This is a genomic window from Pseudomonas putida, from assembly GCA_041879295.1.
Classification (GTDB): Bacteria; Pseudomonadota; Gammaproteobacteria; order Pseudomonadales; family Pseudomonadaceae; genus Aquipseudomonas; species Aquipseudomonas putida_Y.
Window position 1 is genome coordinate 2,856,754 of the sequence record CP047152.1, and the last position, 22,048, is coordinate 2,878,801.

The 22,048-nt window shown below is 62.1% G+C and carries 25 protein-coding genes; 18 read left to right on the forward strand and 7 right to left on the reverse strand.

Annotated features, from left to right (window positions below; genetic code table 11):
* Positions 1-4: 4 nt before the first annotated feature.
* Complete coding sequence (locus tag GST84_12860) at positions 5-259, reverse strand: outer membrane lipoprotein OprI (protein ID XGB13209.1); 255 nt, start codon at positions 257-259, stop codon at positions 5-7.
* Between the two features lie 178 nt (positions 260-437).
* Here GST84_12860 and GST84_12865 point away from each other — a divergent pair, with 178 nt between their 5' ends.
* The gene (locus GST84_12865; protein ID XGB13210.1) at positions 438-863 is read left to right on the forward strand and encodes a two pore domain potassium channel family protein; all 426 of its coding nucleotides are present in this window, start codon (positions 438-440) and stop codon (positions 861-863) included.
* 209 nt (positions 864-1,072) lie between these two features.
* Positions 1,073-1,642 (forward strand): GNAT family N-acetyltransferase, encoded by a 570-nt coding sequence (locus GST84_12870; protein ID XGB15763.1) that lies wholly within the window; start codon positions 1,073-1,075, stop codon positions 1,640-1,642.
* 51 nt (positions 1,643-1,693) lie between these two features.
* Here the strand turns inward: GST84_12870 and GST84_12875 are convergent, their stop codons facing one another.
* From GST84_12875 to GST84_12885, 3 genes are all read right to left on the reverse strand, one after another.
* Positions 1,694-2,200, reverse strand: a complete 507-nt coding sequence (locus tag GST84_12875) for a hypothetical protein (protein XGB15764.1) — start codon at positions 2,198-2,200, stop codon at positions 1,694-1,696.
* Between the two features lie 212 nt (positions 2,201-2,412).
* Positions 2,413-3,780 (reverse strand): MBL fold metallo-hydrolase, encoded by a 1,368-nt coding sequence (locus tag GST84_12880; protein ID XGB13211.1) that lies wholly within the window; start codon positions 3,778-3,780, stop codon positions 2,413-2,415.
* Positions 3,771-4,697: a universal stress protein gene (locus GST84_12885; protein XGB13212.1), complete on the reverse strand. Its 927-nt coding sequence runs from the start codon at positions 4,695-4,697 to the stop codon at positions 3,771-3,773. Before GST84_12885 ends, GST84_12880 begins: the two co-directional genes overlap by 10 nt.
* A 182-nt stretch (positions 4,698-4,879) precedes the next feature.
* Between GST84_12885 and GST84_12890 the strand changes: the two genes are divergently transcribed.
* On the forward strand, positions 4,880-5,428 hold the full coding sequence (locus tag GST84_12890; GenBank protein ID XGB13213.1) for a GNAT family N-acetyltransferase: 549 nt from the start codon (positions 4,880-4,882) through the stop codon (positions 5,426-5,428).
* Between the two features lie 216 nt (positions 5,429-5,644).
* Here GST84_12890 and GST84_12895 read toward each other — a convergent pair whose 3' ends face one another.
* Entirely contained in the window at positions 5,645-6,571 is a 927-nt protein-coding gene (locus tag GST84_12895; protein XGB13214.1) for a universal stress protein, read from the reverse strand.
* A gap of 288 nt (positions 6,572-6,859) precedes the next feature.
* Between GST84_12895 and GST84_12900 the strand changes: the two genes are divergently transcribed.
* Positions 6,860-7,108, forward strand: coding sequence for a hypothetical protein (locus GST84_12900; GenBank protein ID XGB13215.1), 249 nt, complete (start codon positions 6,860-6,862; stop codon positions 7,106-7,108).
* 2 nt (positions 7,109-7,110) lie between these two features.
* Positions 7,111-7,908 carry a helix-turn-helix domain-containing protein gene (locus GST84_12905; GenBank protein XGB13216.1) on the forward strand — a complete coding sequence of 266 codons (798 nt, stop codon included), beginning with the start codon at positions 7,111-7,113 and terminating at the stop codon, positions 7,906-7,908.
* Positions 7,909-7,966: 58 nt separating this feature from the next.
* Here the strand turns inward: GST84_12905 and paaX are convergent, their stop codons facing one another.
* Both paaX and paaY read right to left on the reverse strand, forming a co-directional pair.
* Complete coding sequence (gene paaX, locus GST84_12910; protein XGB13217.1) at positions 7,967-8,971, reverse strand: phenylacetic acid degradation operon negative regulatory protein PaaX; 1,005 nt, start codon at positions 8,969-8,971, stop codon at positions 7,967-7,969.
* Positions 8,968-9,567: a phenylacetic acid degradation protein PaaY gene (gene paaY, locus GST84_12915; protein ID XGB13218.1), complete on the reverse strand. Its 600-nt coding sequence runs from the start codon at positions 9,565-9,567 to the stop codon at positions 8,968-8,970. Before paaY ends, paaX begins: the two co-directional genes overlap by 4 nt.
* 346 nt (positions 9,568-9,913) lie before the next feature.
* On the opposite strand from paaY, the gene GST84_12920 reads away from it, so the two are divergent.
* From GST84_12920 to GST84_12980, 13 genes are all read left to right on the forward strand, one after another.
* Positions 9,914-10,687 carry a 2,3-dehydroadipyl-CoA hydratase gene (locus GST84_12920; GenBank protein XGB13219.1) on the forward strand — a complete coding sequence of 258 codons (774 nt, stop codon included), beginning with the start codon at positions 9,914-9,916 and terminating at the stop codon, positions 10,685-10,687.
* Between the two features lie 34 nt (positions 10,688-10,721).
* Complete coding sequence (locus GST84_12925; protein XGB13220.1) at positions 10,722-11,513, forward strand: 2-(1,2-epoxy-1,2-dihydrophenyl)acetyl-CoA isomerase; 792 nt, start codon at positions 10,722-10,724, stop codon at positions 11,511-11,513.
* 2 nt (positions 11,514-11,515) lie between these two features.
* Entirely contained in the window at positions 11,516-13,033 is a 1,518-nt protein-coding gene (gene paaC / locus GST84_12930; GenBank protein XGB13221.1) for a 3-hydroxyacyl-CoA dehydrogenase PaaC, read from the forward strand.
* Positions 13,026-13,466 carry a hydroxyphenylacetyl-CoA thioesterase PaaI gene (paaI, locus tag GST84_12935; protein XGB13222.1) on the forward strand — a complete coding sequence of 147 codons (441 nt, stop codon included), beginning with the start codon at positions 13,026-13,028 and terminating at the stop codon, positions 13,464-13,466. Before paaC (GST84_12930) ends, paaI begins: the two co-directional genes overlap by 8 nt.
* Positions 13,459-14,679, forward strand: coding sequence for a 3-oxoadipyl-CoA thiolase (pcaF, locus tag GST84_12940; protein XGB13223.1), 1,221 nt, complete (start codon positions 13,459-13,461; stop codon positions 14,677-14,679). Before paaI ends, pcaF begins: the two co-directional genes overlap by 8 nt.
* Positions 14,680-14,800: 121 nt before the next feature.
* A complete protein-coding gene (gene paaF, locus GST84_12945; protein ID XGB13224.1) occupies positions 14,801-16,120 on the forward strand; it encodes a phenylacetate--CoA ligase in 1,320 nt (439 codons plus the stop codon).
* Positions 16,121-16,319: 199 nt separating this feature from the next.
* Complete coding sequence (paaA, locus tag GST84_12950; protein XGB13225.1) at positions 16,320-17,309, forward strand: 1,2-phenylacetyl-CoA epoxidase subunit A; 990 nt, start codon at positions 16,320-16,322, stop codon at positions 17,307-17,309.
* A 25-nt stretch (positions 17,310-17,334) separates the two neighbouring features.
* Positions 17,335-17,616, forward strand: coding sequence for a 1,2-phenylacetyl-CoA epoxidase subunit B (locus GST84_12955; protein ID XGB13226.1), 282 nt, complete (start codon positions 17,335-17,337; stop codon positions 17,614-17,616).
* Positions 17,617-17,624: 8 nt separating this feature from the next.
* Complete coding sequence (gene paaC, locus GST84_12960) at positions 17,625-18,383, forward strand: phenylacetate-CoA oxygenase subunit PaaC (protein ID XGB13227.1); 759 nt, start codon at positions 17,625-17,627, stop codon at positions 18,381-18,383.
* Entirely contained in the window at positions 18,370-18,903 is a 534-nt protein-coding gene (gene paaJ / locus GST84_12965; GenBank protein XGB13228.1) for a phenylacetate-CoA oxygenase subunit PaaJ, read from the forward strand. Before paaC (GST84_12960) ends, paaJ begins: the two co-directional genes overlap by 14 nt.
* A gap of 15 nt (positions 18,904-18,918) precedes the next feature.
* Positions 18,919-19,995 (forward strand): phenylacetate-CoA oxygenase/reductase subunit PaaK, encoded by a 1,077-nt coding sequence (gene paaK / locus GST84_12970; GenBank protein ID XGB13229.1) that lies wholly within the window; start codon positions 18,919-18,921, stop codon positions 19,993-19,995.
* A 151-nt stretch (positions 19,996-20,146) separates the two neighbouring features.
* A complete protein-coding gene (locus tag GST84_12975) occupies positions 20,147-20,455 on the forward strand; it encodes a DUF485 domain-containing protein (protein ID XGB13230.1) in 309 nt (102 codons plus the stop codon).
* Positions 20,452-22,014 (forward strand): sodium/solute symporter, encoded by a 1,563-nt coding sequence (locus GST84_12980; GenBank protein XGB13231.1) that lies wholly within the window; start codon positions 20,452-20,454, stop codon positions 22,012-22,014. Before GST84_12975 ends, GST84_12980 begins: the two co-directional genes overlap by 4 nt.
* The last annotated feature ends 34 nt before the right edge of the window (positions 22,015-22,048 follow it).

The window sequence follows — 22,048 nt, forward strand, 5'->3', positions numbered from 1 at the left end:
GCGGCTACTTGCGTCTGGACTGCTGCAGCAGTTGTTGAACCTGGTCCTGAGCCAGGGTCGCCCTGCGCAGTGCCTCGTTGGCAGTCTGCTCTACCAGATCGATGCGGTAGCACACCTGATCGGCACGCAACCGCGCAGTGGCAGCATTGTCCTCTGCTGACGCCAGGCGCGCATCGTATTCCTCGGTGTGCCAAGGGCTGCAGCCTGACCCCGTCGCCAGTAACAGGCTCGTCAACCCCAAAAGCAGATAGCGTTGCATGTCCATACCCTCGTGCGTGCCAAGTCACCCTGAGTATCGGTAACGCCGCCTGCAGCAGCCTGACATTTGTCAATCGTGTGCTGAGTTCCTGCCGTTGCTGCGGCAGGCCAATGAGCTACCATCCATGCGTTGGTCGACAACTTGAAATGAACCGCCAATCAGGGCAGGAGTACCTGCGATGCTCACTGTCACGCTGATCAACATGCTGGTCGTGATCCTGGTGGTGATCATTCACTACGAATGCCTGCTGCGCCTGAATGACTGGCTACCACGGCTCAAACTCTGGAGCCGGTTTCGCATCGTAGCGGGCGTGTTCGGCGCACTACTGGCCCATGCGCTTGAGGTCTGGTGCTTTGCCCTGGTGTATTACCTGATGGCCCATGCCGACGGCTGGGGCACGCTCAGCGGCAACTTCGACGGGAGTTTCCTGGACTGCGTGTACTTTTCCTTCACCACCTATACCACCATTGGTTTCGGCGACATCACCCCGAGCGGGCACCTCAAGTACCTTACTGGCCTGCAGGCATTGACCGGCCTGGTGTTGATCACCTGGACCGCTTCGTTCCTCTTCCTGGAAATGCAGAAGTACTGGAAAGCCAAATAATGGAGTACCGGGTGCGGCGGTGACCACAAGCCGGCTGCCTGTTTACCATCGGCCAATTGGGCTGTGCGAACCGGTAACATCCGCTCTTCCCTCAAATTGACAGCAAAATCCAGTTGTCAGCCGAGCAATTGACAACTATCAAGTCGGTGCAAGGCCACGCAACGAAACTGTATCTCCACTGTTCATTCCAGACGTGTGAGGATACCGCCATGGCTCCAGTCAACCCCTCCCCTCAACCTGCCCCCACCTCATTTCCGGTGCCCGCCGGCGAGCATTGGATCGATGCTTTGGACAATGGTACCCATGTACTGATCAGGCCGTTGCAAGCCAAGGACAGGCAGCGCGAAAGAGCCTTCATCGAACGGTTGTCACCTGAATCACGGCACTTTCGCTTCCTGTGCCAGATCAAGGAGCCCGGTGAAGCCATGCTCGACCAGTTGATGGCGGTCGATCAGGACCGACAAGCGGCCTTCGTCGCCCTCGCGCATGTCGACGGCGAACTGCAAGAAGTGGGCATTTCCCGTTACGCTGCCTGTGACGCCAAGGATGAATGCGAATGTGCGGTCACGGTCCTCGACAGCTGGCAACACCATGGCCTCGGCCGCTTGCTGCTCAAGCACCTGACTGATCATGCACGGGCAAAAGGATTTCGGCAGATGTATTCGATCGATTCCGCCGCCAATCAGGCAATGCGTGACATGGCCAAGGCAGCAGGATTTACCACGACCACCGACCCTGATGATCCGAGCCAGGTAATCCACCGGCTTGTACTGAGCTGAACCAAAGCCGCCGCGGCATGACTTGTCCTGACGCGGCGGCCAGCATCTGATTCAAGGCATGGTTGCCTGAGGCTCCTCGGGCAACAGGTCGAACTGTTTGAGGCAGCGCTGCTCATCATCGGGTGTGAGTACCTTCAAGCCGCTCACCTCCTGCATGGGCGTTTCGAACAAAGCCATGCGTAGCACCCCGTTGCGCTTCATGAAGGTCTGTGCCAGACACGTGCACACCGGTTTGCCGACAAGTGTGGAGAGTTTTTCATATTCGGGTACGTCCACTTGAGCCTGCAGGTTGGCCTCGCAGTTCGCCACGATCTGCGTCACTGAGCGTCCTGCCAACCACAAGGCGCCTGTGCCCAGCAGCCCCAGGCACAACAGCACCACCAGCAGGATGTTCGACTCCCGGGCCACCGAGCGAAGGAACGCCAGCCTGGCCTGCCAGCCTGTCTCCTGGCCGTTGAAAATGGCCCTGCCGACAGTGCGCTTCACGCCTCGCTGCACCGCCCAGCCTAGCGCCACACTCAGGGCCAGCAAGGCCAGTATCACGGCCGGATCGTGCATGGGCAGGCGCCAGGTCGGGCTCAGCCCGTGGTAGGCCGATGCGGCGAGTAGCAAGACCAGAATCGCCACGATCCAACCCAGGCTGCCCTTTGGACGATGCATCCAGGCTCTGAGTTTTGCCCTTGCTTGTGTGTTCATGAATACCTCCCGCGCCGACCCAGGCTCTGTATGAGAAGCCTTGAAACTCGTTGATGCTGCGTTGAAAGCAGCCCCTAGCGCACTGGGTCGATGGCAACCGTTTCCTGATACTCAGGCACGCACACCTGCCAGCCGAGTTCGAGGCTGATCCGCCGCCGCAAGGTATCGGCAGCGTGTGGCTCGCCATGAATGACATAGGTCTGACGGGGCGGCCGGGTGAACCCGCGCAACCATTCCATGATTTCGTCGGCATCGGCGTGCGCAGAAAGATTCTCCATCGCATGCACCTGTGCACGGATGGGCACATCCTCGCCGTGCAACCGCACACTGTGGGCACCCGCTACAATATCGGCTCCCCGCGTACCCCCGGCTTGAAAGCCCGAGAACAGAATGCTGTTGCGTGGGTTGGGGGCCAGCGCCTTGAGGTGGTGAAGCACCCGTCCGCCGGTCGCCATACCACTGGCGGCGATGATCACTGCGGGCTCGCGCAGTTGGTCCAGGTGCCTGGACTCATCGACCGTCCGGATGATGTGCGTGCCTATGCACATGGCGGCGCACTCGGCTGCGGTCAGCCGGTGTTCACTGCGGTACTGCTGGTACAAGACGGTGGCGTCGGTGGCCATCGGGCTGTTCAGGTAGACCGGGATATCAGGGATCAGCCGGTCGCGCTTGAGCGTGTACAGGTAGTACATGAGCAGTTGGGCACGGCCGACGGCGAATGACGGCACGAGGGTAATGCCGTGGCGCAGGAGCGTTTCGTTGATGATCTTGGCCAAATACTGCTCGGTCGATTCGGCGGGATGCTGGCGATCCCCATAGGTAGATTCGATCAACAGCACGTCGGCCGTCCTGACCAGCTCAGGCGCACGCATGATCGGATCCTGAGGGCGCCCGAGATCACCCGAAAACAGCACGGTCTGCCCCTCGGCGCTGATCTGGACCGTGGCCGCCCCCAGAATATGCCCGGCGGTACGCAACAGCAACTCCATGCCCTCGGCGATCATGGTCACCTGATGCAACTCTACGGGGTGAAACAATGCCAGGACCCTTTTGGCATCCTGCTCTGTATAGAGCGGTTGCGCCGGTGCATGCTTGGAGTAACCGTGGCGATTGGCATGGTCGGCCTGCTCCTCCTGCAGCCGCGCACTGTCGAGCAAGAGGATTTCCGCCAGGGCGCAAGTCGCCGGCGTGGCGTAGATCGGCCCGCGGTAGCCTTCCCGAACCAGCACCGGCAGATAACCACTGTGGTCAAGGTGGGCGTGGGTCAGTACCACGGCATCGAGTGCCCGCAACGCCGGGGGCAGTGGCTGCCAGTTGCGCAGGCGCAGTTGCTTGAACCCCTGGAAGAGTCCGCAGTCGACCAATATCCGCGTGCTGTCACGGGTCAACAGGAATTTGCTGCCGGTAACGGTGCCGGTACCGCCAAGAAAAGTCAGTTGCATGGCCAAGGCTCCCAACTTTCGGCTATTTGGGGATGAACGGCGAGCACGCTGCACGGTGGGCGGCTGACGATACGCTCGGTGGTGTCTCCCAACAGTTTGTCCAGGCCTTTGGGCTGCACCACGCCCATCACCACCGCGTCGATGTCCAAGGCCGCGACCTGTTCACGGATCACCTGTACCGGGCCTCCTTCCATGAAATGTCGGCGGTCCGGCGCGACGCCTTCGGCATCGGCCAGCGCCTCGAAAGGCTCCTGCAGTGCCTCACGCATCTCGTCGATCCACGCCTGGGTGACATTCATGTCCGAGGCGAATACCCCTGCCAGGTTGTAGGCCGATAGCAGATGCAGGTGCGCGTCACACTGCAAGGCCAACGCCTGGGCAGCACGAATCAGTCCACGGTTGAAGCACGCCTGCACAGCAGGCGTCTCGCTGAACGCCGTATCCACTGCGACCAGGACACGCCGCGGCAATGAGATGGCCCCCGCCGGCACGAAATGGCTGACGCCTTTGAAACCTCGCATCAGCGCACAATCCAGTGGGGTGCCGAACACGCGCGCCAGGGCCGATGCGGCCTCGCTGTCCTTGATGACCATATCGGGCTGCAGTTCACTGATGTAATCGATCGCCTGGCTGCGGATATCCTCCGCATTCAGGCTGTCGACCGTCAGCGTTATACCGCTGCCGCGATGCCGCTCGACCAATCCCGTCAACTGAACGCGATAGTGTTCGTACTGGCGCTTGATATCGGCCTCATTCAGCCGCTCTTCGCGCAGAAGGTGCTGATCGCTCGGCTCGAACAAACCCAGTACATGCACGCTGGCGCCGCTGACATGCGCCAAGGCAAGGGCTCTGCGCAAAGCGGCGGAATGCGGATCTACCTCGGTCAGCAGCACCAGCAATTGTCGATATTGCCCCATGGTGAACCTCCGCGCTTGCGTCAGTGGATGTGATGCTGACGATGTTCCGCGCGCAGGGTCGATGTTGCTTGATGCAGATCAGAAAACCGCTACCCAGGCTGAACTTGATGATTGTCAGAACCGAAACGGCCCGCCACGTTAAAACGGCTGCACCAGGTACTGATCAAGCAACGGGAGGCGTCATGAACGGGCAGCAAACAGCACAGCCACAGACCTGCGAACACTGGGTCGAAAACCTCGAGGACGGTTCGGCGGTGCTGATCCGCCCACTGCGCGAAGAAGACCGCGAACGGGACAAGCGTTTTCTGAGCACCATCGCTTATGAATCACGGCGTTTTCGTTTCATTGCCGGGCTCAGCGGCGGCTTGCCTAGCTTGGACACGCAAGACATGCCCGTGGACTATCACCAGCGCATGGCCTATGTCGCCTTGGTTCATGTAGACGGTCAATTGCAACAAATCGGCGTCAGCCGCTATGCAGGCATACCTGGCAGTCAGCGGTGCGAATGTGCAGTAGCGGTCAGCGAAGACTGGCAGCGCAAGGGGTTGGGCAAGCGCCTGATGCAACACCTGATTGAAGCCGCACGACGAAATGGCTTTCAGTGCATGGTCTCCAGGGATCTGGCCAGCAACTATGCCATGCACCGGCTGGTCAAGGCTCTGGGCTTCACTTCAAGATACCCTGGCGGGGATGTGAGCGAGATCCTGCACGAACTTGACCTGCGGCCATGAAAAAACAAGGCCCTTGCGTAATGCCGGTCAGTTAAGCCAAATGGGGCTGCTTTGCAGCCCTTCGCGGGCAAGCCCGCTCCCACAGGATTGCGCAAAATCTCAAGCTTGCGCTGTACCTGTGGGAGCGGGCTTGCCCGCGAAGGGCCGCAAAGCGGCCCCAGTTAATGAGGATGAAACCTTAACTGACTGGCATTAGGCCCTTGCGGGCCTTGTGCTTCAGCCTTGGGACCGCTCCGGAGAAATCACCAGCACACTGCTGGACAACCGATGCAAAACCCGCTCGGCAGTACTGCCGATGAACCAGCCGATGCCATGGTGGTGATAACTGCCCATGACCAGCACGTCGATATCATTGTTATCCATGAAGATCGCCAGGGCCTTTGCCGGGTCGCCTATGCGCATATGGCGGTGCTCGGCGGCGATCCCGTTGCGTTCGGCAAGCTCCTGGAAGGCAGCACTCTGAGCGTCATGCAAGGTCTGGGCGTGGTTCGAATCGAACAGAAACGAATGTTCCCGGCTGCCGCCTGCGTCCAGGTACATGGAACCCAAGTCGTAGGCATACAGCAGCTCGATCTGGGCATTGCACTGCAATGTCAGTTTCAACGCTTCGCTGATGATCTGGTCGTTGAAACCTTCGAACTGATCCTCAGGCCTGGACAGGTCCACCGCCGCAAGAATCCTTCGTGGCAACGCGTGGCTGGCCTTGTGTACCAAGTGCAAGGGGGTTCGCGTTTCACGCAGCAACTGGATATCCAGCGAGGTGAACATTGCGCGCATCCACCAGGGCTCATGCTCGAACGCCTTGATCAGCATGGCGAACGGCTGCTCACGCAAGTGCACCAGGATCTCGTTCAAGGGGTGCTGCACCCACACCACCTCGGTTGTGACGATGACACCGCTGCGGCGCATCGATGTCGCCTGGGTTTCCAGCCACTCGCGGTGCTGCTGCACATACCCCTCGCGCATGACTGCCAGCGCCTGGTCATTCACCAGGCCCGCCGTTGCAAGCCCTTCCACGTAGTCGAAAGCGACAATGTGCAGCGCCATCCCCTTGGCCTTGGCCAGCGCGGCAGCCCTGTCATAGACCGGGGTTCGGCGCATCAGGGGGGAGGCAATCAGCAGCAGTCTTTGCGGAGTTTCCATGGCACACCTCTGAGGTTGCGATATGTAGCTCAAGCATCTGCCACGCAGGTCTTGCGAATTTGATGTTTATCAACTGGAGCGCCTTCTGACAAACGGCATTGCCCATGGCGCAAGAACCTGACGCAGATCAATGTCTCGACCCTTCGCTGGCGCACCCTGTACCCAGATCAACAACAACTTCAGGCGCCGCAGGCGTGCCATGGCGATAACGCCCTGAGCTTCACCTCCGCTGCCGGCAGGGACGCCTTCATTCTGCATTGTCTATCGATACATGCTTTGGAGGCCCTGATGAACATTTACGTCGAGAAGAACACTGAGCAGGGACGCTGTTGGGTGCGCATGGATCACTGGCGGGTGAGTTTCAGTACGGCTGCCGAAGCCGAGCGGTTTGTCGAGCGACTTACAATCCGCCTCAATGCCCCCCACTCGCGTGACATGCTGGCCGATTGGTCGCCCCATACCGGGGATGCCGCCGGGCACGGTGCGCTTAATGGCGCGGGGGCCCAAAGCGGCCTCCGAAGTGCAAAGGAGGCCTGAAGATGCCTGGCCAGCTGAAGGTCGTACTACTCGACTCGTCCAACGAATCGTGCAAGGCAAACCCTATTCACCTGAAACCGCTGGCGACCCACTGCATGGATTGCCGGGTCAGCGGCCTGTGCCTCCCCACCGGCCTGCCGGTTCACGACAACAGCTGTCTGGACGCGTTGATAGGCCCACGCATACGCATTCGCAAGGGCGCCGCGCTATTCAACGCCAACGATCCGCTGACCATGCTCTATGCCGTACGCTGCGGCAGTTTCAAGACCAGCCTGAACACCGCTGAGGGGCAAGGCGTGGTGATCAACTTCTGGATGCCGGGCGATGTACTCGGCCTCGATGCCATTGCCACAGAGCACCATGTCTGCGACGCCATTGCCCTGGAAGACAGCGAAGTCTGCCCAGTCCCCTATCGCCGCTTGCAAACCCTGGCGCGTGACTTTCCGGTCCTGCAGCAAAGCCTCAATCGCTTGATGAGCCGGGAGATCGTGCGTGAGCACGGGCGTGTACTGATGCTGTGCAACCTCACAGCAGAACAGCGGCTGGCCAGCTTTCTGGTGGGGCTCTCCAGGCGCTTCGTCAGCCGCGGTTATTCTGCCCATGGCTTCATGTTGCGGATGTCCCGAGAAGACATGGCTTCGTACCTGGGATTACGCCTGGAAACCGTGTGCCGATCCATCGCGCACCTGCGGGCGCTGGGTCTCGTCGACCTGCATGGCAGGTTGGTGGAAATTCTCGATATGCCTGCACTCATGGCACTGGAACAAGGCGGCGGTGAATGTGAGGTCAAGGGCCCCTGAAGGCACCCGGTTCGACGCCGTAGATGTTGGCCACGGCGCTGTCACGCAAGCACTCCCCTCAGGCCAAACCGCCAAAACGCTTGTAGAAACTCTCGCTCACATCCGGCAATGGACCGTCTGCCGTCTCCAGCGCTGCATTCAACCATTCTTCAGCCTTGGCAAACACCAGTCGGTAGAGGTTACGGCACAACTGTCGCGCTGCCCTTCCCTCCCAGTCCCCTGGCAGTAGCTCGTCGGGTAGTTGCGGGTCGCGCAGCAGCAGGCGGCGGTATTCGTGAATCAGCAGCGTACGCGCCAGGAAGCAATCTTGAGCATCAAGCAACGGCTGCTCTTTCAAACCTTGCCACAGTGGCCTGAACAGCTGGATAAACTCGCTGTATTGCTGCCCCAGTTCGTCGATACGCCAGCTTTCCCGCACCTGGGCGCGCATGGCCTTGGACGCGAGTACCTCCTGGGTGTGGGTTTCGAAGACGATGCTATCGTCGCCGGCCTCAAGGTCACGCAGCGTGGCCACCAGGTCGGCACGGTCTGCCCGCGGGCAACCTAGCAGGTTCGGCGCCATGACACCAAAGCCCTGCCACTCCAGCTCTTCACGCACGGCCTTGCGTTTACCCGCCTCGAGTTGCGACAGCAACACCAGCGTCCAGGCCCCGTCCCAGGCTGGCTGGCTCGGGCTATAGACGCGCTTGAAGGCTTTTTCGAAGCGCCGACGGCCAGTGCCTGTCAGGCTGTAATAACTGCGTCGCCCCACCTTTTCTGAAGTGAGCCAACCTTCTTTGGTAAGGCGAAAGATCGACGTGCGTATCAGCCGTTCATTAATGCCTATCGGTTCCAGCAGGTTGATCAGGCTACCGAGCCAGACTGTACCGCCGTGCGGCTCGATGGCATCGCCGTACAACGTGATGATCAGGGAGCTGGCGCGGATTGGCGTCTGCTCCTGAAAGCGGGTGATCAAGTGGTTCAGTGGGGCGAGATTGCTCATGGGCGAACTGTGCGCGGATAAAGCACCGACTATACCTGTGCGGTGGGCCGCCTGGCCATTGCGTGTCGCTGCCAGGCTCATGCGCTCGCCTGGCCCTTGGGCCTGACCCCGGTGTCTTCCATGCGCGGGCGTCCCGGCTCTGCCTCGGTCAGCGGCGGACATTCGACCATGCTGTTCATGCAGCGCTGCGCCAGGTGCTGGTACTCCGCCGTCCCGCGCTGTTTCCAGGCCAGTTCCTGATCGGTCAGCGGGCGTTTGACCTGGGCTGGCGACCCCATCACCAGGCTCTGCGCCGCACATTCGAAGCCAGCTTTGACGAAGGCGGTGGCCGCAACGATGCTGCGTGGTGCTACATGGGCGCCATCCATCACCACGGCGTTCATGCCGATCAATGAATCTTCGCCCACGCGACAGCCGTGCAGCACGGCGCCATGGCCGACATGCCCATTACGTTCCACTACGGTGTCGCCCCCCGGGAAACCATGCATCACGCAGGTGTCCTGCAAGTTGGCGCCCTCCTCCAGCACGATGCGGCCGAAATCGCCCCTGAGCGATGCCAGCGGGCCAATGTAGCAGCGGGGGCCGACGATGACGTCGCCGATCAGGACTGCGCTGGGGTGCACGTAGGCTGTCGGGTGAACCACAGGCGTCAGGCCGTCCAGTCGATAGCAAGGCATGGCAACACTCTTGAAATGATTTGAAATGTCAGTCGATCTTGTATCAGAACCTAGTTGGTCGTCAATCGTGTATCACTTGTGCCGAGTCAATACTGCAAGGCAGAAACCCTCTGTAAATGCTCAAAAACGCCTAGATTAAACGATTCTTCTACAACTATTGCACTGGAGCCGTGATCACAGGAAAACGAAAAAGAGATACGTAAAATATCATTTAGGCTTGCATAGCTGTATCACATGGGGCATATACTGACCTCACCTGGTCGTGATCCCGCATTACGCCCCTGCAAACAATTCCAAGAAATGCCGGCCCCGCGATGTGCCGTGCGTGCAGCCAGAGGAACCCGAGATGCCGCGATATATCGATGTGCAGGCGCCCGAACACGGCGTTCAGCTCATTACCCTGCAACGGCCCGAGGCCTTGAATGCCCTGTGCACCGAGCTACTGGCAGAACTGGCTGCTGCGCTGCAGGCTGCCGGGGACGACGAGCCTGTCCGAGCTGTAGTGATTACGGGCAGTGCCAAGGCATTCGCCGCAGGCGCCGACATCCGCGAGATGGCTGATCGCGACCTGGTCGGCATCCTCAATGACCCGCGCGTAGCGCATTGGCAAAGCATCGCCGCATTCGCCAAACCGCTGATTGCCGCAGTCAACGGCTATGCCCTGGGTGGCGGCTGCGAACTGGCAATGTGCGCCGACATCGTCATCGCCAGTACCGACGCCCGTTTCGGCCAGCCGGAAATCAACCTTGGCATCATCCCCGGTGCTGGCGGCACCCAGCGCCTGTTACGTGCCGTCGGTAAGCCGTTGGCCATGCAGATGGTGCTGACGGGGGAAGCCATCACTGCCCTCCGCGCCCAGCAGGCGGGCCTGGTCAGCGAAATCACCCAGCCCGAACTCACCGTAGAACGCGCCATGCAGGTTGCCCGCAGCATCGCCGCCAAAGCGCCGCTGGCCGTTCGCCTGGCCAAGGAGGCGTTACTGAAGGCCGGTGATACCGACCTGGCCAGCGGCCTGCGCTTCGAGCGCCATGCCTTCACCCTGCTGGCGGGCACCGCCGACCGCGATGAAGGCATCCGCGCCTACCAGGAAAAGCGCCAGGCCCGCTTCCAAGGGCGCTGAACATCATTCTCTCGACTGACGGAGCGAGTCTGTCATGACTTTCCAGCACATCCTGTTTTCCATCGAGGACGGCGTTGCCTTCCTTTCATTGAACCGCCCCGAGCAGCTGAACAGCTTCAATACGGCCATGCATCTGGAGGTGCGCGAAGCGCTCAGGCAAGTGCGCCAGAGCAGTGACGCGCGGGTGCTGCTGCTGACGGCTGAAGGCCGCGGCTTCTGCGCCGGGCAGGACCTGTCCGACCGCAACGTTGCCCCAGGCGCCGAAATGCCGGACCTGGGCCAATCGATCGACAAGTTCTACAACCCGCTGGTACGTACCCTGCGCGACCTGCCTTTGCCGGTGATCTGTGCGGTCAACGGCGTGGCGGCCGGTGCCGGTGCCAACATTCCCTTGGCCTGCGACCTGGTGCTGGCCGCCCGCTCGGCCAGTTTCATCCAGGCCTTCTGCAAGATCGGCCTGGTGCCGGACTCCGGCGGTACCTGGCTGCTGCCGCGCTTGGTCGGCATGGCCCGAGCCAAGGCGCTGGCCATGCTGGGCGAGCGCCTTGGCGCCGAACAGGCCGAGCAATGGGGGCTGATCTACCGCGTGGTAGATGATGCCGCGCTGCGTGATGAAGCCCTCACCCTCGCCCGCCACCTCGCCGCCCAACCCACCTACGGCCTGGCACTGATCAAGCGCAGCCTCAATGCCAGTTTCGACAACGGTTTTGAGGCGCAGCTGGAGCTGGAGCGCGACCTGCAGCGCCTGGCCGGGCGCAGCGAGGACTACCGCGAAGGCGTGAACGCCTTCATGAACAAACGCACGCCAGCCTTCAAGGGGCGCTGAACATGGGCGCACTCGCAAGCAATGTGCAGGTGGCGGTGATTGGTGCCGGCGCCATGGGCGCCGGTATCGCCCAGGTCGCGGCCCAGGCCGGTCACCCCGTCAAGCTCTACGATAACCGCCCGGGTGCTGCCGCCCAGGCGGTGACGGGTATCGATCGGCAACTGGCCCGGCTGGTGGACAAAGGAAAGTTACTGGCCGCTGAACGCGAAACAATCAATGCCCGCCTGTGCCCGGTCGATACACTCGAATCCTTGGCAGATGCCGGCCTGGTGATTGAAGCCATCGTCGAAAACCTGCAGGTGAAGCAGGCGTTGTTCAACCAGCTCGAAACCCTGTGCGCAGCCGACTGTATCCTTGCCAGCAACACTTCGTCACTGTCCATCACCAGCCTCGCCGCTGGCCTTGAACGCCCGCAGCACGTGGTCGGTATGCACTTCTTCAACCCGGCACCGCTGATGGCGCTTGTCGAGGTGGTGTCGGGCCTGGCAACCGACCCGGCAGTGGCCGCATGCATCTACGCCACTGCCCAGGCCTGGGGCAAGCAGCCGGTACATGCACGCTCTACACCGGGTTTCATCGTCAACCGTGTAGCGCGGCCGTTCTATGCCGAGAGCCTGCGCCTGATGCAAGAGGGTGCCGCCGATTGCGCCAGCCTGGATGCGCTGATGCGAGACTCGGGTGGCTTCCGCATGGGGGCGTTCGAGCTGACCGACCTGATTGGCCATGACGTCAATTACGCTGTCACGTGTTCAGTATTCGATGCTTTCTATGGCGATTTCCGCTTCCAGCCTTCGCTGGTGCAGAAGGAACTGGTGGACGCCGGTCGCCTGGGGCGCAAGACCGGCCAAGGCTTCTACCGCTATGCCGAAGGCGTCGAGCGTCCGCAGCCGGCCGAACTGCACAGCTCCGCCTGCGCAGAGGCCTGCGTTGTCGAGGGCAACCTGGGGGTGATGCAGCCGCTGGTCGAGCGCCTGCGCCAACGCGGTATTGCCGTGACCCAACGCGCCGGTAGTGGCCTGATTCAGGTGGGCGATGCCACCCTGGCCCTGTCCGATGGCCGTCTGGCCAGCCAGCGCGCCCGCGAAGACGGCCTGCGCAACCTTGTGCTGCTCGACCTGGCGCTGGACTACAGCAGCGCCACCCGCCTTGCCATCAGCTGGTCCGCCGATACCACTGACAGCGCCCGTGACCAGGCCGTAGCCCTGTTGCAGCGCGCCGGCCTGAAAGTGACCGGCATCGCCGACCTGCCCGGCCTAGTGGTCCTGCGTACCGTGGCAATGCTTGCCAACGAGGCCGCCGATGCGGTGCTTCAGGGCGTCGGCAGCGCCGCCGACATCGACCTGGCCATGCGCGCCGGCGTCAATTACCCCTGCGGCCCGCTGGCGTGGGCGGCGAACATCGGTATTGCCCATACCCTGCGCGTGCTCGACAACCTGCAGCGCAGCTACGGTGAAAGCCGCTATCGCCCTTCCCTGCTGTTACGTCGCTGCGAAGCCAAAGGAGGCACCCTTCATGACTGAAGTGCAACTGGCACAAGCCTGTGCCGACGCCATGTACGCCCGCGACCCAGCCACTCAGGGCCTGGGCATCAGCCTGCTGGCTGCCGGCCCAGGCCGGGCCAGCCTGCGCATGCCGGTGCGTGCCGACATGATCCAGGGCCATGGCACCTGCCATGGCGGTTTCCTGTTCGCTTTGGCTGATTCGGCGTTTGCCTTCGCCTGTAACAGCTACGACCAGGCCACGGTGGCGCTGGGGTGCAGCATCGACTACCTGGCCCCGGCGCTGCGCGATGACGTGCTCACCGCCCACGCCAGCGAAGTCAGCCGCAAAGGCCGCACCGGCCTGTACGACGTGCGCATCGACAACCAGCGCGGTGAGCTGGTGGCGATGTTCCATGGCAAATCCTACAAAGTGCGCGGCACCGTGCTGGCGCAGGAGACGCAAGATGAATGAACCGACCCACGCCGATGCCTTGATCATCGACGCCGTGCGCACCCCCATTGGCCGCTATGCCGGGGCCCTGAGCAGCGTGCGCGCCGACGACCTGGCGGCCATCCCGCTCAAAGCCTTGATCCAGCGTCACCCCGAACTGGATTGGAAAGCCATTGATGACGTTATCTTCGGCTGTGCCAACCAGGCCGGCGAAGACAACCGCAACGTGGCTCACATGGCGAGCCTGCTGGCCGGGCTACCACTCGAAGTACCAGGGACCACGATCAACCGCCTGTGCGGTTCCGGCCTGGATGCCATCGGCAATGCGGCGCGCGCCCTGCGCTGTGGTGAAGCGGGGCTTATGCTGGCCGGTGGCGTGGAATCCATGTCGCGTGCACCGTTTGTGATGGGTAAGTCGGAACAGGCATTCGGCCGTGCGGCCGAGCTGTTCGACACCACGATAGGCTGGCGTTTCGTCAACCCGCTGATGAAGGCCGCCTACGGCATCGATTCGATGCCGGAAACCGCCGAAAACGTGGCCGAACAGTTCGGCATCTCGCGCGCCGACCAGGATTCGTTTGCCCTGCGCAGCCAGCACAAGGCTGCAGCCGCTCAGGCCCGCGGCCGCCTGGCACAGGAAATCGTGCCGGTCGAAATCCCGCAACGCAAAGGCCCGGCCAAAGTGGTCGCGCATGACGAGCACCCACGCGGCGACACCACGCTGGAGCAGTTGGCTCGGCTCGGCACGCCGTTTCGTGAAGGCGGCAGTGTAACGGCTGGTAATGCCTCCGGCGTGAATGACGGCGCTTGCGCCCTGCTGCTGGCCAGCAGCGCCGCAGCCCGCCGCCATGGCTTGAAAGCGCGCGGGCGCATCGTCGGCATGGCGGTGGCCGGGGTCGAGCCCAGGCTGATGGGCATCGGTCCGGTGCCTGCGACCCGCAAGGTGCTGGCACTCACCGGCCTGACACTGGCTGACATGGATGTCATCGAACTCAATGAGGCCTTTGCCGCCCAAGGGCTGGCTGTGTTGCGCGAGCTGGGCCTGGCCGACGACGACCCGCGAGTCAACCGCAACGGCGGCGCCATTGCCCTGGGCCATCCACTGGGCATGAGCGGTGCCCGGTTGGTGACCACTGCCTTGCACGAGCTTGAAGAAACGGCCGGCCGCTACGCCCTGTGCACCATGTGCATTGGCGTAGGCCAAGGCATCGCCATGATCATCGAGCGCCTCTGAGCGGTTCAGGCCCTGCGCTTGTTACCGAACTGAACGCAGCCGTATATGCTGCCTCCATGACACTCACCGCGTGGCCTGCAACCGCTGGCGCGCGGCGTACAAGAACAATTCGAGTGAAGCCATGAACATGTACCATGATGCCGATCGTGCCCTGCTGGACCCGATGGAAACCGCCAGCGTCGATGCCCTGCGCCAACACCAGCTGGAGCGCCTGCGCTGGAGCCTGAAGCACGCCTACGACAATGTGCCGCTGTACCGCCAGCGCTTTGCCGAGTATGGCGCCCACCCCGATGACCTCAAGTGCCTGGAAGATCTGGCGAAGTTCCCCTTCACCGGCAAGAACGACCTGCGCGACAACTACCCCTACGGCATGTTTGCCGTGCCCCAGGAAGAGGTGGTACGCCTGCATGCCTCCAGCGGCACCACCGGCAAGCCGACGGTGGTCGGCTACACCCAGAACGATATCGACACCTGGGCCAATGTGGTTGCCCGTTCCATTCGTGCGGCCGGCGGGCGCAAAGGCGACAAGGTGCATGTGTCCTACGGCTACGGGCTGTTCACTGGCGGGCTCGGCGCGCACTACGGCGCCGAGCGCCTGGGTTGCACCGTGATCCCCATGTCCGGTGGCCAGACCGAAAAGCAGGTGCAGCTGATTCGCGACTTCCAGCCCGACATCATCATGGTCACCCCGTCCTACATGCTCAACCTGGCTGATGAAATCGAGCGCCAGGGCATCGACCCACACCACCTCAAGCTGCGGCTGGGGATTTTCGGTGCTGAGCCCTGGACTGATGAACTGCGCCGCTCGATCGAGCAGCGCCTGGGTATCGATGCCCTCGATATCTATGGCCTTTCGGAAATCATGGGGCCCGGGGTGGCAATGGAGTGCATCGAGACCAAGGACGGCCCGACCATCTGGGAAGACCACTTCTATCCCGAGATCATCGACCCTGCTACCGGTGAAGTGCTGCCGGATGGCCAACTGGGCGAGCTGGTATTCACCTCGCTGAGCAAAGAGGCATTGCCGATGGTGCGCTACCGCACCCGCGACCTCACCCGGCTGCTGCCCGGCACCGCTCGGCCGATGCGGCGGATCGGCAAGATCACCGGCCGCAGTGACGACATGCTGATCATTCGCGGGGTCAACGTGTTTCCGACCCAGATCGAGGAACAGGTCCTAAAAATAAAACAGCTATCTGAGCTTTATGAGATTCATCTGTATCGCAACGGCAACCTGGATAGCGTCGAGGTGCATGTGGAATTGCGTGGCGAGTGCCAGCACCTTGATGAGGGCCAGCGCAAGCTGGTGATCGGCGAGCTGAGCAAACAGATCAAGACTTACATTGGCATCAGCACCCAGGTTCATCTGCAGCCCTGCGGCACGCTCAAGCGCTCCGAGGGCAAGGCGTGCCACGTGTTCGACAGACGGTTGGCCAGCTGACCCATTCGGCTGCCATTTCGGCCCCGGCATTGTCCGGGGCCTTTTTTTTGCCTGCGTTCTGCTGGGCACACGCTGCTGCCCGACAGCCCTCTTGGCTGTCAATGTGATACATAAATCTTACTTGATACACATAAATGTGTTTGACGTTATGTTTTGTATCGCTTACAAATGACTCATGCCTTAGCAGGAGTCGCAGCACATGTACGCACAGCTAGTGGAAACCGGAGTCAAGCGCGTCAAGACGCTGGAAGAAATGTCCCCCGAGGAACGCAACTTCCAGGAAAAGATCGACGCCGAAATCAAGATCGAAGCCAAGAACTGGATGCCCGAGGCCTACCGCCAGACCCTCATCCGGCAGATCTCCCAGCACGCCCACTCTGAAATCGTCGGCATGCTGCCCGAAGGCAACTGGGTCACCCGTGCCCCCAGCCTCAAGCGCAAACTGCAGCTGATGGCCAAGATCCAGGATGAAGCCGGCCATGGCCTGTACCTGTACAGCGCCATGGAAACCCTGGGGGCTGACCGCGACGAAGAAATCGCCAAACTGCACAGCGGCAAGGCCAAGTACTCGAGCATCTTCAACTACCCCACCCTCAGCTGGGCCGACATGGGCGCTGTGGGCTGGCTGGTGGATGGCGCCGCCATCGTCAACCAGGTGGTACTGCAGCGCACCTCTTACGGCCCCTACTCCCGCGCGATGATCCGTATCTGCAAGGAAGAGAGCTTCCACCAGCGCCAGGGCTACGAAATGCTCCTGACCATGATGCGCCAGGGCACCCAAACCCAGCGCGACATGGTTCAGGACGCCATCAACCGCCTGTGGTGGCCGGCACTGATGATGTTCGGCCCTAGCGATGAACACTCGCCCAACAGCGCCCAGTCGATGGCCTGGAAGATCAAACGCCAGACCAACGACGAACTGCGCCAGCGCTTCATCGACCAGACCGTGCCGCAGCTGGAACTGCTTGGCTGCACTGCGCCTGACCCTGAGCTGAAGTGGAACGCCGAGCGCGGCCACTACGACTTCGGTGAAATCCAGTGGGACGAGTTCTACGAAGTGATCAAGGGCAATGGCCCGTGCAACCTGGAACGTGTCGCCACCCGGCGCAAGGCCATCGAGGATGGCGCCTGGGTACGCGAGGCCGCCGTGGCCTATGCGCGCAAGCAACAGAACAAGAACGCCGCCTGAGCGGCGATTGATGCGGAGATCGAAAATGTCTGTCTGGACCCTCTACGAAGTGTTCGTGCGCAGCAAGCACGGCCTTAACCACAAACATGTCGGCAGCGTGCACGCCGCCGATGCCGCCATGGCCATCGAGAACGCCCGCGAGCTCTACACCCGCCGTAGCGAAGGTGTGAGCCTGTGGGTGGTGCCTTCGGCGCTGATCACCGCCTCCTCCCCCGACGAGAAAGACCCGCTGTTCGCCCCCTCGGACGACAAGGTCTATCGCCATGCCAGCTTCTACGAGCTGCCCGACGAAGTCGGACACATGTGAGGTGGGCCATGCATAAAGAAGCCCTTATCCCCTATCTGCTGTTGCTCGGCGACAGCGCCCTGGTCCAGGGCCAGCGCCTCTGTGAGTGGTGTGGCCGCGCCCCGGCCATCGAGGAAGAGCTGGCCCTGATGAACGTCGGCCTCGATCTGGTCGGCCAGGCCCGCAACTGGCTGGAGTATGCCGCCGAGCTGCTCGACGATGGCCGGGATGCCGATGCCCTGGCGTTCCGCCGTGACGAGCGCGCCTACCGCAACCTGCTGCTGGTCGAGCAACCCAACGGTGATTTCGCCGTGACCATGAGCAAGCAGTTCCTCTACGACGCGTGGCACTTCGCCGTGCTGCAGGGGTTGGTCGAGTCCAGCGACGCGCGAATCGCGGGGATTGCCGCCAAGGCCCTGAAGGAAGTCACCTACCACCTGCGCCGGTCCAGCGAGTGGGTACAACGGCTGGGCGGTGGTACCGATGTCAGCCGCCAGCGCATGCTCGCCGCTATCCCGGCACTGTGGCGCTTCACCGTCGAACTCGCTGCTGGCAGCGACAACGAAGTCCGTCTGGCGGAATGCGGTATCGCCGCCGACCCAGCGACCGTCGGCGCCACCTGGCTGAAGCAGGTCACGGAGACCTTTGCTTCGGTCGAACTGCCGCTGCCCAAGGCCGCCAGCCACTTCTACCTGGATGGCCGCAAAGGCCTGCACACCGAGCATCTGGGCCTGCTGCTGGCCGAAATGCAGTTCCTGCCAAGGGCCTACCCCGATGCAACCTGGTGAACTGATTGCCGGTGACCGCGGCGCGCGGGCACAGCAAGGTGACGACCTGACCCGGGCCTGGGCGGTACTGGGCCAGGTCATGGACCCTGAAGTGCCGGTGGTCAGCGTGGTCGACCTGGGGATCGTGCGCGATGTCGATTGGCGCGCTGGCCACCTGCACTTGGTGGTTACCCCTACCTACTCTGGCTGCCCGGCCACCGAAGTCATCGAAGGGGATATCCGCCAGGCGCTGGAGCAGGCCGGTTTCACCGCGCCAGACCTGGAGCGCCGGCTGACCCCGGCCTGGAGCACTGACTGGATCACCGAACTGGGCCGCGAGCGCCTGCGCGCTTATGGCATTGCGCCGCCGCAAGGCAGCGCCAGCAAGCGCAGCCTGCTCGGCGAAGCGCCCCAGGTGTGCTGCCCGCAATGCGGCAGCGCCCATACCGAATTGCTCAGCCAGTTCGGCTCCACGGCCTGCAAGGCGCTGTACCGCTGCCGCGAGTGCCTGGAGCCATTCGACTATTTCAAATGCATTTGAGCCGTGGAGACCACCATGAGCCAGTTTCACAGCCTGACCATCAAGCAAGTGCGCAATGAGACCCGTGATGCGGTATCGATTGCCTTCGATGTGCCCGAGCACCTGCAGGACCAGTTCCGCTTCACTCAGGGCCAGTACCTGGTCATGCGTACCCAGCTGGACAACGAAGAAGTCCGCCGTTCCTACTCCATCTGCAGCGCCGTGCAGGACGGCGAACTGCGCGTGGCCGTCAAGCGCGTACCGGGCGGGCGCTTCTCGGCGTTTGCCAATGAGGTGCTCAAGGAAGGCCAGCAGCTGGAAGTGATGCCGCCATCGGGCAGCTTCTTCGTGCCGCTGGACCCGGCTCGCCAGGGCAACTATCTGGGTGTGGCCGCCGGCAGCGGCATCACCCCGATACTGTCGATCATCGCCACTACGCTGGCCAGCGAGCCGCACAGCCGTTTCACCTTGCTGTACGGCAACCGCTCCAGTTCGGGGGCGCTGTTCCGCGACAAGCTCGAGGACCTGAAGAACCGTTACCTCGACCGCTTGAACCTGATTTTCGTGTTCAGCCGCGAACAGCAGGACGTCGACCTGTACAACGGCCGCATCGACGCCGACAAATGCGGCCAGCTGTTTTCGCGCTGGCTGGACGTTGCCGGCCTGGACGCAGCATTCATCTGCGGCCCGCAGGCGATGACCGAGACCGTGCGTGACAGCCTGCAGGCCAACGGCATGGCCAAGGAACGCATCCATTTCGAGCTGTTCGCCGCCGCCGGCAGCGAGGCCCGCCGCGAAGCCCGTGAGGCGGCACGCCAGGCGGATTCGGCGCTTAGCCATATCACCGTGATCAGCGATGGCCGGGCACTGAGCTTCGACCTGCCGCGCAACACACAGAACGTGCTGGACGCCGGCAACGCCATTGGCGCCGAGCTGCCGTACTCGTGCAAGGCCGGTGTGTGCTCCACCTGCAAGTGCCGGGTGATCGAGGGCGAAGTGGAGATGGACAGCAACCATGCCCTCGAAGATTACGAAGTGGCGGCCGGGTATGTGCTGTCGTGCCAGACCTACCCGGTGAGCGACAAGGTGGTGCTTGACTTCGACCAGTTGTAGACCGAATCGACTGCTTCGCGGGTAAACCCGCCCCTGCAAGGCCTGCGCAAGGCCTTGGGGCAGCATCCTACCTGCGAAGAGGGCCTTAGCAACAACGCAATACCCCGCGTGACCTCAACAAAACAATTACAAAACCAAGAGATCGCTTGCCATGACACCCGAACGCATAGAAAGCATCGCCAACCACCCCGATTTCCAGCACCTGGTACGACGCAAACGCCGCCTGAACGGCAGCCTGACCCTGGCCATGCTGGTGGTCTACTACGGCTTCGTCCTGCTGGTCGCGTTCTCGCCCAGCACCCTCGGCCAGTCCCTCAGCGGCGGCGTGACCACGGTCGGCATGCTGGTGGGCGTGCTGATGGTGCTGCTGTCCTTTGCCCTGACCGGCATCTACGTGCACCGCGCCAACAACGTGCTCGACCCGCTCAACGACAAGGTCAAGCAGGAGTGCGCACAATGAATTGGACAGCCATTTCGATGTTCATGGTGTTTGTCTGCTTCACCCTGCTGGTCACCCGCTGGGCTGCCCTGCGTACCCGCTCGGCCAGCGACTTCTACACCGCCGGCGGCGGCCTGACCGGCATGCAGAACGGCCTGGCGATCGCTGGGGACATGATCAGTGCCGCTTCGTTCCTGGGCATTTCCGCGATGATGTTCATGAACGGCTACGACGGCCTGTTGTATGCCCTCGGTGTCCTGGCAGGCTGGCCGATCATCCTGTTCCTGATTGCCGAGCGCCTGCGCAACCTGGGCAAGTACACCTTTGCCGATGTGGTCAGCTACCGGCTGGCGCAAACCCCGGTGCGCTTGACCTCGGCTTTCGGCACTCTGGTTGTGGCGCTGATGTACCTGGTGGCGCAAATGGTCGGTGCCGGCAAGCTGATCGAGTTGCTGTTCGGCATCAGCTACCTGTACGCCGTGATGCTGGTTGGCGTGCTGATGGTTGCCTATGTCACCTTCGGTGGCATGCTCGCCACCACCTGGGTGCAGATCATCAAGGCGGTATTGCTGCTGTCGGGTACCAGTTTCATGGCTTTCATGGTGCTCAAGCACTTCGGCTTCAGCACCGAGGCCATGTTTGCCAGCGCCGTGGCCGTGCATGCCAAGGGCCAGGCGATCATGGCCCCAGGCGGCTTGTTGTCCAACCCGGTGGACGCTATTTCACTGGGGCTGGGCATGATGTTCGGTACCGCTGGCCTGCCGCATATCCTGATGCGCTTCTTCACTGTCAGTGATGCCAAGGAAGCACGCAAGAGCGTGTTCTACGCCACCGGTTTCATTGGTTACTTCTACCTGCTGCTGATCGTTGTCGGCTTTGGCGCCATCGTCATGGTCGGCACCGAGCCGTCCTACCGCGACGCCACCGGCGCAATCATCGGCGGCGGCAACATGGTCGCCGTGCACCTGGCCCAGGCCGTGGGTGGCAACCTGTTCCTCGGCTTCATCTCTGCCGTGGCCTTCGCCACCATTCTGGCGGTGGTCGCCGGCCTGGCGCTGTCCGGGGCTTCGGCAGTGTCCCACGACCTGTATGCCTGCGTGATGCGCAAAGGCAAGGCTACCGAGCAAGAGGAAATGCGCGTGTCGCGCATTGCCACACTGGTCATCGGCCTGCTGGCAGTGATCCTGGGCCTGATGTTCGAGTCGCAGAACATTGCCTTCCTCTCCGGCCTGGTACTGGCGGTGGCCGCTTCGGTCAACTTCCCGGTGCTGCTCCTTTCGATGTTCTGGAAAGGCCTGACCACTCGCGGCGCGGTGTGCGGCAGCATGGCCGGGCTGGTCTCGGCGGTGCTGTTGGTGGTGCTGGGCCCGGCGGTGTGGGTCAACGTGCTGCACAACGAAACGGCGCTGTTCCCCTACAGCAACCCGGCGCTGTTCTCCATGAGCCTGGCTTTCCTCAGTGCCTGGGTATTCTCGGTTACCGACAGCTCCGAACGTGCCGTTGAAGAGCGTGGTCGCTACCTGGGCCAGTTCATCCGCTCCATGACCGGTATCGGCGCAGCTGGCGCCAGCAAACACTGACTTCAAGGACGAACAGACATGTCGGGTAAAACAA